The sequence below is a fragment of the Terriglobales bacterium genome (assembly GCA_035543055.1).
Taxonomy (GTDB): Bacteria; Acidobacteriota; Terriglobia; order Terriglobales; family Acidobacteriaceae; genus JAIQFD01.
Genome location: DATKKJ010000186.1, coordinates 69,050 through 78,859, shown reverse-complemented (window position 1 = coordinate 78,859; position 9,810 = coordinate 69,050). Strand labels below are relative to the sequence as shown.

The 9,810-nt window shown below is 65.7% G+C and carries 10 protein-coding genes; 7 read left to right on the top strand and 3 right to left on the bottom strand.

All coding sequences use genetic code 11. The features are described from left to right. The coding region (locus VMS96_12630; protein HVP44272.1) for a UvrB/UvrC motif-containing protein at positions 1–1,028 on the bottom strand (1,028 nt) is incomplete at its 3' end. A 172-nt stretch (positions 1,029–1,200) separates the two neighbouring features. On the opposite strand from VMS96_12630, the gene VMS96_12625 reads away from it, so the two are divergent. Further along, the gene (locus VMS96_12625) at positions 1,201–1,860 is read left to right on the top strand and encodes a hypothetical protein (GenBank protein HVP44271.1); all 660 of its coding nucleotides are present in this window, start codon (positions 1,201–1,203) and stop codon (positions 1,858–1,860) included. Position 1,861: 1 nt separating this feature from the next. Here the strand turns inward: VMS96_12625 and mnmG are convergent, their stop codons facing one another. Continuing rightward, positions 1,862–3,895 (bottom strand): tRNA uridine-5-carboxymethylaminomethyl(34) synthesis enzyme MnmG, encoded by a 2,034-nt coding sequence (gene mnmG / locus VMS96_12620; protein HVP44270.1) that lies wholly within the window; start codon positions 3,893–3,895, stop codon positions 1,862–1,864. Between the two features lie 425 nt (positions 3,896–4,320). On the opposite strand from mnmG, the gene VMS96_12615 reads away from it, so the two are divergent. The 5 genes from VMS96_12615 (at position 4,321) to lpxC (ending at position 8,324) form a co-directional block, all read left to right on the top strand. Then, positions 4,321–4,827: a hypothetical protein gene (locus VMS96_12615; GenBank protein HVP44269.1), complete on the top strand. Its 507-nt coding sequence runs from the start codon at positions 4,321–4,323 to the stop codon at positions 4,825–4,827. A 7-nt stretch (positions 4,828–4,834) separates the two neighbouring features. Continuing rightward, entirely contained in the window at positions 4,835–5,578 is a 744-nt protein-coding gene (locus VMS96_12610) for a gamma-glutamyl-gamma-aminobutyrate hydrolase family protein (protein ID HVP44268.1), read from the top strand. A 37-nt stretch (positions 5,579–5,615) separates the two neighbouring features. Beyond that, positions 5,616–6,389, top strand: a complete 774-nt coding sequence (locus tag VMS96_12605; protein HVP44267.1) for an SDR family oxidoreductase — start codon at positions 5,616–5,618, stop codon at positions 6,387–6,389. Between the two features lie 76 nt (positions 6,390–6,465). Next, on the top strand, positions 6,466–7,266 hold the full coding sequence (locus VMS96_12600; protein ID HVP44266.1) for a hypothetical protein: 801 nt from the start codon (positions 6,466–6,468) through the stop codon (positions 7,264–7,266). Positions 7,267–7,307: 41 nt separating this feature from the next. Further along, a complete protein-coding gene (lpxC, locus tag VMS96_12595; GenBank protein HVP44265.1) occupies positions 7,308–8,324 on the top strand; it encodes a UDP-3-O-acyl-N-acetylglucosamine deacetylase in 1,017 nt (338 codons plus the stop codon). A 15-nt stretch (positions 8,325–8,339) separates the two neighbouring features. Here the strand turns inward: lpxC and VMS96_12590 are convergent, their stop codons facing one another. Further along, the gene (locus VMS96_12590) at positions 8,340–9,089 is read right to left on the bottom strand and encodes a GGDEF domain-containing protein (protein HVP44264.1); all 750 of its coding nucleotides are present in this window, start codon (positions 9,087–9,089) and stop codon (positions 8,340–8,342) included. A gap of 159 nt (positions 9,090–9,248) precedes the next feature. On the opposite strand from VMS96_12590, the gene folK reads away from it, so the two are divergent. After that, positions 9,249–9,737 carry a 2-amino-4-hydroxy-6-hydroxymethyldihydropteridine diphosphokinase gene (gene folK, locus VMS96_12585; GenBank protein ID HVP44263.1) on the top strand — a complete coding sequence of 163 codons (489 nt, stop codon included), beginning with the start codon at positions 9,249–9,251 and terminating at the stop codon, positions 9,735–9,737. Positions 9,738–9,810: the final 73 nt, after the last annotated feature.

Below are 9,810 nucleotides of genomic sequence, written 5' to 3'. Positions count from 1 at the left end.
TCGCCCACGCGCGCCGAGCGATAGTACCAGCGTTTGAGGATGGCCAGGTGCTCCATCAGCTCCAGGGCCGAGGCGGCGCGAGCGCGGGGCGCCGCCGCGAGCGCCTGCTGCAGCCGCGACTCCATGGAGACGCTCTTGCCTTCCCGCTGCTGGACGGGAAAAGGGACGCCGCTCGAGATGTGACCGCCGGCGACGGGAAACAAAGCGACCGCTCCCTCTTCAGCCGAGGGTTGCACCATGACCCCGCAGACACGTTCCAAAGGACGGACGATTTCGGGCAGGCGGGTGGTGGCTTTGATCTTCTCGATGCGGGCGTGGAGTGCGGACGCCTGCTCGAACTGGAGGTCTTCCGACGCCTTCTCGCGCTGGGTCTCGAGCTCGCGCACCAGCGAGCGCCCGGCGGAATCGAGGAAAGCGCGGACCCGCTCCACTTCCCCGGCGTACTGCTCGGGAGTGCATCCGGCAAAGCAGGGCGCCAGGCACATCTTCATCTCGGAATAGATGCAGCCCGGATACTGCGGGTCGGGATAGATCTCGAAGTCGCAGCGGCGGATCTTGAACTGGTCGAGGGCGTCGTTGAGGAATTTGTCGGCGGCGGCGCGCGAGGGGAACGGGCCGTAATACTGCGACGCGCCCCTCAGCGAGGCGATGCGGCGGGTGACGTAGGCGCGCGGGTACTCGTTCTCGAGCAGGAAACGCACCAGCGGAGCGAAGCGGAGCTTGAGCCGGTCGCGGTATCTGTCGGGAAACAGCGAACGGACGGCGGAGTAGAGCGTGAACTGCGATTCAAAGTCGGAGCCGGTGAGGGTATATTCGACGGTGGTGGCGACGTCGCGCAGGGAGAGCTTGCGGGTGTGCTCTTCGGGACGCCCCAGCAGGCGCACGAGGCGGCGCTTGAGGTTCGCCGTCTTCGACACATAGGGCTCCCCCGAATCGCCGCGGATGAGGAAGACGGCGGGCGCAGCCGGGACTTGGTCGAAGAGCTCGGCGTCGCGGTCCGGTGAAAACGCGAAAGAGTCGGAGAGCACGGGGTAATTCTATTGAAATGGTCGTCAGTCGTCAGTCGTCGGCAAAGCATGCGCGCTGGGCGCGCAAAGCGTCCTGCGGACGCCAATCGGGACCGCTCGAGGGCGAGCGGCCTACAACACCACATCAGGATGACAGAAGGGGAAGGGCATCGGCTAGAATCCATGATTCCGTATGAGTGAAAAAGGTAAACAGACGACGAGGTATTGCGTGACGCTGCATGGGTTGCCGCTGAGCATCGCGCTGGAGTGGCCGTTCAAGCCGTCCACGGCGGGAGCGGATTTCTTCGTGCTGCACGGTGACATCCGGCTGGAGGACGGCCGCGGGCAGCACGCCCTGATCGCGCTGCAGATGACGCGCACCGTGCGCGAGGTGCTGCCATCGCTGGAGCCGGAACAGACGGAGTCACCGGCGGTGAACACGCTGCGCAAGGCGGTGGACAACAAGGAACTGGAGTTCCTGCCCTCGCCCAAGCGTCTGCCGGTGCCGCTCTCCAGCCGGGCCTACGACTTCAAGCGCAACTGCTGGGCCTTCGCCGAGGCCAGCACCGAGGCAGTGCGGGCATTCCTGCTGCGCAAGATGTACTGGTCCACTGTCGGGCGGGGCGCGCCCGGGGAGCGGGTGTGGCTGACCGACCCGGTGGACCTGGAATATCTGAACACCACCGCGGGCTCGCTGCTGGAGCAGGCCCGCGCGCTGGGGGGACTGTTGCGGATAGAGGGCGAGTACGCCTATGCCACCGAGCAGCTTGCGGCCGAGTCCGAGCGGGTGCGAGCGGCGGCGCGGCAGGCGGCCGAAGAACTGGAACGCAAGCACGCTTTCGAGCGCGGCTAGGCTAGGCCGAGGGCTGTTGCAGGCGGCGGGCCTGGATCTCGATGTACACGTTCACCAGGCTGAGAGCGGCGGGCGTGACTCCGGGGATGCGCGAGGCCTGGGCGATGGTGCCGGGGCGCACCCGCTGCAGTTTCTCCCTCATCTCGCGCGACAGGCCGCTGACCGCGGCGTAATCGAACCACTCGGGGATCTGGCGCTGCTCCGCCTTCTTCAGGCGCTCGATGGCGCGCTCCTGCTGCTGCAGGTAACCGGCAAACTTGATCTCGGTCTCGACCGAGCGCATCTCGTCGAAGGTCGACCCATAGCCTTCGGGCAAGAGCTCACGGAGGAGCGGCGTGAGTTGCTCGATGGAGAGCTCCGGGCGCTTCAACAGTTGGGAGAGGGGGGCGCCAATGCTGGCGCGGAGGGATTGGGAAGAGGGTAGGGGTGCTTCGACTGCGCTCGGCTGCGCCTCGCTCCGCTCAGCATGACAGGAGGAAGAAGCGTCCAGGCGTTCCAGCATCCCGGAGGTTACGCGGGTCTTTTCCAAAGTCTCGCGGAGGGCCTCCATGCGCTGCTGCTTGGCGAGATAGAGCTGCCAGTGGTCGTCCTTGACCAGTCCGACGCGTCGCCCGTGCGGGGTGAGGCGGCGGTCGGCGTTGTCGATGCGCAGGTGCAGGCGGAATTCGGCCCGCGAGGTGAACATGCGGTAGGGCTCGTTGGTGCCCTTGGAGATGAGGTCGTCGATGAGGATGGCGGTGTAGGCCTCGGTGCGGTCGAGGACCAGGGGCGGCTCGCCCTTCACCTTCAGGGCGGCATTGATGCCGGCCATGATGCCCTGGCAGGCGGCTTCTTCGTAGCCACTGGTGCCGTTGATCTGGCCGGCGAGGAAGAGGCGCGCGATCTTCTTGGTCTCCAGGGTGCGCTCCAGTTCGGTGGGGTCGATGGAGTCGTACTCGATGGCGTAGCCGGGGCGGAGCATCTCGGCGTCTTCCAGCCCGGGGACCGACTTGACCATGGCGAACTGCACGTCCACCGGCAGCGAGGTGCTCATGCCGTTGACGTAGATCTCGTGGGTGTTCAGGCCCTCGGGCTCGAGGAAGAGCTGGTGCTTCTCGTGGTGGGGGAACTTGACGATCTTGTCCTCGATGGAGGGGCAGTAGCGCGGGCCGATGCTCTTGATCTGGCCGGAGTACATGGGCGAGCGGTGGACGTTCTCGCGGATGAGGCGGTGGGTCTCCGGAGTGGTGAAGGCGATGTAGCAGGCGACCTGCTTGTCGTGGTGCGCGACCTTCTGGGTGCGGAAGCTGAACGGCGTGGGGTCGGCGTCGCCGGGCTGTGGGGTGAAGCGCGAGAAATCGATGGTGCGGCCGTCGAGGCGCGGGGGCGTGCCCGTCTTGAGGCGGCAGCCGCGCAGTCCGAGCTGCTTGAGCGACTCGCCGAGCAGGACCGAAGGCGGCTCGCCGCTGCGCCCGGCGGGATACTGCTGCTCGCCGCAGTGGATCAGGCCATTAAGGAAGGTGCCGGTGGTGATGACCACAGCGTCGGCGGCGAAGGTGCGGCCGTCGCGGAGCTTGATGCCGCGGCAGATTCGGCGTTGGTCGTCGGTCGTCGGTCGTTGGCCGTCGGGAGCTGCTTCCTGCGCCCTGCCTCCTGCTCCCTCAAGGATGAGCTCCGCGACTTCCGCCTGTTTGATCTTGAGGTTGGGCTCGGATTCGAGCACCTGGCGCATCTTGAGGCGGTAGGCCTGCTTGTCGCATTGGGCGCGGGGCGACCACACGGCCGGGCCGCGCGAAGTGTTGAGCAGGCGGAACTGGATACCGACGGCGTCGGTGACCAGGCCCTGGATGCCGCCGAGGGCGTCCACTTCGCGGACCAGGTGGCCCTTGGCGATGCCGCCCACCGCGGGGTTGCACGACATCTGCGCGATGAGGTCGAGGTTCAGGGTGACCAGGGCGGTCTTCAGGCCCATGCGGGCGGCGGCCATCGCGGCCTCGCATCCAGCGTGCCCGGCGCCGACCACCACCACATCGTATTTTTCGGTGAAACTAAGCATCAGAACCTTGCTCGGCAGGTCCTTCGCTGCCGCTCAGGATTTCGCGTGCGGGCTTCCGCTCGACTACCGTCTCGCTCACGCCCGCAAAGCCGCTCAACCTCGCATCCAGCGTGCCCGGCGCCGACCACCACCACATCGTATTTTTCCGTGAAACTAACCATCAGAACTTTGCTCGGCAGGTCCTTCGCCGCCGCTCAGGATTTCGCGTGCGGGCTCCCGCTCGACTACCGTCTCGCTCACGCCCGCAAAGCCGCTCAACCTCGCATCCGGCGTGCCCGGCGCCGACCACCACCACATCGTACTTTCCCGTAAACTGCATGAACTGGGAACGGGCTACCCCGCATCCAGTCCTATTCTACCAACCGATCCCGAAGGGTTCGCCGGGGGCGGCGGCGATTTGTAATAATCAGGCGGAGGGGACGGTCATGCGGAATGCGGTGATTGCTCTGCTGGGGTTGGTCTTGGTGGTCGGGCCCGCCGTCGCGCAGACGCAGGATGCGGCGCCCTCCACGGCGGAAGAGCGCAAGCAGATCGGGGAATTGTCCAAGAAGCTGGAGCAGAACCCGCTCGACCGCTCGCTGACCAAGGACACGCGGCGGCTGTTCCAGCGCATCATCGACGTCCCGGACATCACGGTGACGCTGTGCAACGACGTCATGCCCTGGCTGCGCGAGGACTACAAGTACGCCCCGGAGCTGTCGATGACCTACACCTTCGGAGCCGCGGCGTACGTCATCGAGCACCCGGCCGCCGACCCGGGGACGTCGAGTTGGGCGGGGCTGGAATCGGCGCTGCGTGGGTACCAGAACCTCGTCAAGCGCGACCCGAAGGCCAAGTCCAGGCTCATGGAACGCGCGCTCGACCAGCGCGACCTGGGGACGCTGGAGCCGCGGGTCAAAGACGCCTGCGGGCCGGAGAAGCAGCGGCTGTAGGAGGCACATGAAACCGCGGGTCGCCATCCCGGTTCCACATTCGCTCGACCCGGATTACGCCAAGCGGGCGCTGCCCCAGTACCTGCAAGGGATCGAAGCCGGCGGAGGCACGCCGGTGGTCATCGCCCTCGACCTGTCGCCCGACGAGATCGCCAAGAAGCTGGCGGAGTGTGATGCGGTCCTGCTGCCGGGCAGCCGCGCCGATATCGATCCCTCGAAGTACGGGGAACCGCGCCATCCCAGGACGGCGGAGACCGATGCGCGCCGCGACATGGCCGACGAGCTCCTGCTCCAGGATGCTTACAACGTGCGCAAGCCCATCCTGGGAATCTGCTACGGGATGCAGATGCTGAACGTGTACCAGACGGGCACGCTGGTGCAGGACATCCCCGAACAGGTGAAGAGCCCCATCAACCACTCCGCCGGACGCGCCGTGCCCAAGGCGCACTCCGTGGCGGTGGAGGCCAAGTCAAAGCTGGCGGGGATCCTTGGGCCGTATCTCGACGCGCGCGGGGAGCTGGTGGTGAACTCGAGCCATCACCAGGCGGCGGCCGAGGTGGGGACGGCGCTGCGGGTGGTGGCGCGCTGCCCCGACGACCAGGTGATCGAAGCGGTCGAAGGGGTGGACCCGGAGCACTTCGTGCTCGGAGTGCAGTGGCATCCGGAAAGGACGCTGGAGGAGCCGGCGTCGGTGGAGATCTTCCGGCGGTTCATTCAAGCCGCAACGGCGGTCGCAAGTCGCAAGTCGTGAGTCGCAAGCAAGGCTTCCCTTATAATTCCCGATTCGCATGAGCAAGGGAGTCGAACTGTCGCTACGGGGAAGGGTGGCGCTGATCACCGGGGGATCGCGCGGCATCGGGGCGGCCTGTGTGCGGATGTTCGCGCGCGCCGGCGCGAAGGTGGTGTTCAGCTATCAGAAGGCCTCCGGCCGGGCCAAGGAACTGGTGCGCGAGTGCGGTGACAAGCGGTGCGCGGCGCTGCAGGCCGACCTGGACGACGCCAAGTCGGCGAAGAACCTGGTGGCGGCGGCGGTGAGGAAGTTCGGGCGCCTGGATTGCCTGGTGGCAAACCACGGGATCTGGCCGCCGGAGGACGTCCCGGTGAACGAGATGTCGGACGAGCAATGGCGGCGCAGCATCGGGGTCAACCTCGACAGTGTCTTCGGGCTGGTGAAGCACTCGGTGGCGCAGATGAAGCGGCAGCGCGGCGGGCACATCGTGATCGTCAGCTCCACCGCAGGGCAGCGTGGCGAGGCCTTTCATTGCGATTACGCCGCCACCAAGGGAGCGGTCATCAGCATGGTGAAGGGACTCTCCACCGAGCTGGCGCCGGACGGCATCTACGTGAACTGCGTCGCGCCCGGGTGGGTGGACACGGAGATGGCGGCGCCGGCGCTCAACGATCCGCGCCTGCGCGAGCGGGCGATGCGCACCATCCCCCTGGGACGCGTGGGCAAGCCGGAGGAGATCGCCGCTCCCATCCTGTTCCTGTGCACCGAGCATGCTGGGTTTATCACCGGGGAGATCTTTAACGTGAATGGCGGGGCGGTGCTGGTGGGGTAAGAAGTCGCCAGGCGCCGGGCGCCAGTCGCCAAAAAGCAGCCGAGAGATTGAAAAGAGCGTCTAACCTGAGCAGCCGATGAAGCCAAAGTACTTCCTAGCCTTCTCGCTGGTGTTGTGTGCGGCTTGCACGGCGCAGAGCGCGCCGACGAAGGCTCGCGTCCCGGAAGATGCCGGCGACAAGAAAGCGCGAGCCGTTCTCGACCGCATGATCCAGGCCATGGGCGGCGATGCTTTCCTGAATTACCGCGACATGAGCCAGAGCGGGCGCACCGCGGCCTTCTACCACGGCAACCCCTCGAGCATGAGCACCCCCTACTGGCTGTTCTGGAAGTGGCCGGACATGGAGCGGGTGGAGTTCACCAAGCAGCGCGACGTGGTGCTGATCCACAACGGAGACAAGGGCTACGAGACCACCTACAAGGGCACCCGGCTGGAGGATCCGGAAGACCTCAAGAGATATCTCCGCGACCACCAGTATGCCCTGCAGGTAGTGCTGCGGCGCTGGCTCCGGCAGCCGGGGACGGTACTCATCTACGACGGCGTGGGCATCGCCGACCAGAAACAGGTGGACAAGGTCACCATCCTGAACCCCAACAACCAGTCGGTGACCCTTGCCATCGACACCTTCAGCCACCTGCTGGTCCGCAAGAGCTACCAGTGGCGCGACCCGGAGACCCGTTATATCGACGAGGAAGCCGAGGTCTACAGCAACTACCACCTGGTGCAGGGCATCCAGACGCCGCGCAGCCTGGTGACCATGCATAACGGTGACGTGACCCGCCAGCGCTTCATCGACAACACCGCCTACAACACCGGCATCGCCGATTCCCAATTCCAGGCCACCGTCACCTATGACCCGTTGGAGAAGAGGAAGTAAGCGCATAGGTCATAGCGCCTAGTCACAGACCAGGGACATCGGTGTGGCAGAATGACCACACTTTGTGGGCCACCATAACATGCCACGAACTGTGGCAAAACTACCACAGTCAGACTTGCGGCCCGGGCGGTAAACTACTCATCGAACAAGCGTTGGGTTACGAACAGACAATCCGTGCGTCCGTGGAGTGTCAGGGCGTCGGGCTCCACAGCGGAGCCCCGGTGCGACTGCAGATCCTGCCGGCCCCGGCGGGAACGGGCGTGGTCTTCCGCCGGGTGGACCTGGACGGCTACGAGGTGGAAGCCACCGGGCGGAACGTCGCCAAGGTGAGCTACGCCACCAGCTTGATGAAACAAGGCGTGCTCATCTCCACCACCGAGCACCTGCTGGCGGCGTTCGTGGGTATCGGGCTGGACAATGCCGTCGTGGAACTGGACAACCTGGAGCTCCCCATCCTGGACGGCAGCGCCAAGCCGTTCGTGGACATGGTGCTGAAGGCGGGGCTGCGGCGGCAGCGGCGGCGCCGCACATACCTGAGCATCCGCCGCGAGCTGGAGCTGCGCGAAGGCGACAAGTTCATCGCCGTGTATCCGCACCAGGGATACTCGGTCTCGTATCACATCAACTTCCCCCATCCGCTGATCGGCAACTCGGCCTTCGAGATCGCACTCAGCAACGGCGCGTTCCAGCAGGAGATCGCCCCGGCGCGCACCTTCGGCTTCCTGCACGAGGCCGAGGCCATGCGCAACATGGGACTGATCCGCGGGGCCTCGGAAGAGAACGCCATCGTGCTGACCCGCGACGGCATCACCAACCCGCCGCTGCGCTACCCGGACGAATTCGTGCGCCACAAGGTGCTCGACCTGATCGGGGACCTGGCGCTGCTGGGCAAGCAGGTGCGGGGGCGGGTGGTGGCCGACCGCGCTGGGCACGCCATGCACACCGCATTAGTCCGGCGCCTATTGCGCGATCACTCGCTGTGGGAAGAGACGACCGCCGATGAAACGGCGGAGACCGAAACCGCGGTCCTCACCGCGCCTGCCGGCCCGCCAGCCTAGTTTCGCCCGAGGATCCTAGGCCTTTTTCGCCTCCAACATCTTGCGGTCGGCTTCGTCGAGCACATCCTCGATGGTCTTGCCCTTCTCGTAGCGGGCGACGCCCCAGGTCAGGCCCATCTTGTAGTCGAGGGTGTTGGTCGCGTTCCAGGCGGCGATGTTGGCGGCGAGGCGGTCCAGGGACTTCTCGGCATCGTGCTCGCGGGGGCTCTCCAGGATGAGCAGGAATTCGTCTCCGCCGTAGCGCACGATGGTATCGGAGCCGCGGAAGGTGGAGCGCAACACGTTGGCCACCTCGTTGAGCAAGCGGTCGCCCATCAGGTGGCCGAAGCGGGTGTTCACTTCCTTGAAGTCGTCCACGTCGATCATGACCAGGGTCAGGATGGTGCCCAGGCGGTCGGCGCGTTGCACGTCCTTGGCGATGATCTCGTCCAGGTAGCGGCGGTTGAACACCTTGGTCAGCGGGTCGGTAAGGGTGAGCTGCTCTACGGTGCGGGTGTACATGAGCTGGTGGACCAGCTCTTCGCGGGTGCGCCGCAACATGATGCGCTGCTTCAGCAGATAGATATTGAACAGGATGACCAGCGTGATCAGGCCGTACAAGAGCTGGGGCAGGTAACGGGCGTCGGCGCGCAGGATGCGGTTGTTCCAGATGACGTTGGGGAACAGCAGCATGGCCACACCGGCGGCCAGGACCACCAGCACCAGGGCGGCGATGGACCAGAGCTGGAAGTCGCGGTCCTCCAGCGACTGGACGCGCTTCTGCACATCCGAGACCTGAAGGCTATCCTGGTCGGTCGCGGTTCGCGGAGGGGCAGTCATGGGGGCCAAACCGGACTATAGTCCACGCCACCCCCCGCAACAACGGGGGTACCCTCGAAAGTAATCAGCGGACATCGGGGCCAAGGTGCGTAGAATCGGGAACCGGTGAAGAAGGCTGTTTACTTGTCGCTGGGCTCGAACGTGGGCGACCGGCGAGCGCACCTGGACATGGCCATCGAGAAGCTGCGCCAGTTAGGCGCCGTCGCCGCGATCTCCTCCATCTACGAGACCGAGCCGGTCGAGGTCAGGCAGCAAGGCTGGTTCCTGAACTGCGTGGTCAAGCTGGAGACGGAAGCCATGCCGCGACAACTGCTGAGGCGCGTGCTGGACGTCGAGCAGTCCATGGGACGGAAGCGCACCCAGGCCAAGGGCCCACGGAACATCGACATCGACATCCTGCTGTTCGGATCGTCGGTGGTAGAGGCGAAAGGGCTCACCATCCCCCATCCCGCGATGCATGAACGGCGCTTCGTGCTGGAGCCGCTGGCCGAGATCGCCCCCGAAGTACGCCACCCGGTGCTGAAGAGGACGGCGCGCGAGCTGCGCGACGCGCTGCCTCCCGGGCCAACGGTCCGCAAGATCGAGACGTCCTGACGGGCGTCTCTACCGGGAATCACGGCGGAGCATGCCGCAGGTCACAGCACGGCGTTTCTCATCCCACTAACAT

Excerpts from the sequence above, each read along its gene's own strand:
- mnmG (HVP44270.1), bottom strand. The coding sequence starts at position 3,895 with ATGCTTAGTTTCACCGAAAAATACGATGTGGTGGTGGTCGGCGCCGGG.
- VMS96_12615 (HVP44269.1), top strand. The coding sequence starts at position 4,321 with ATGCGGAATGCGGTGATTGCTCTGCTGGGGTTGGTCTTGGTGGTCGGG.
- VMS96_12600 (HVP44266.1), top strand. The coding sequence starts at position 6,466 with ATGAAGCCAAAGTACTTCCTAGCCTTCTCGCTGGTGTTGTGTGCGGCT.
- VMS96_12610 (HVP44268.1), top strand. The coding sequence starts at position 4,835 with ATGAAACCGCGGGTCGCCATCCCGGTTCCACATTCGCTCGACCCGGAT.
- VMS96_12625 (HVP44271.1), top strand. The coding sequence starts at position 1,201 with ATGAGTGAAAAAGGTAAACAGACGACGAGGTATTGCGTGACGCTGCAT.
- VMS96_12605 (HVP44267.1), top strand. The coding sequence starts at position 5,616 with ATGAGCAAGGGAGTCGAACTGTCGCTACGGGGAAGGGTGGCGCTGATC.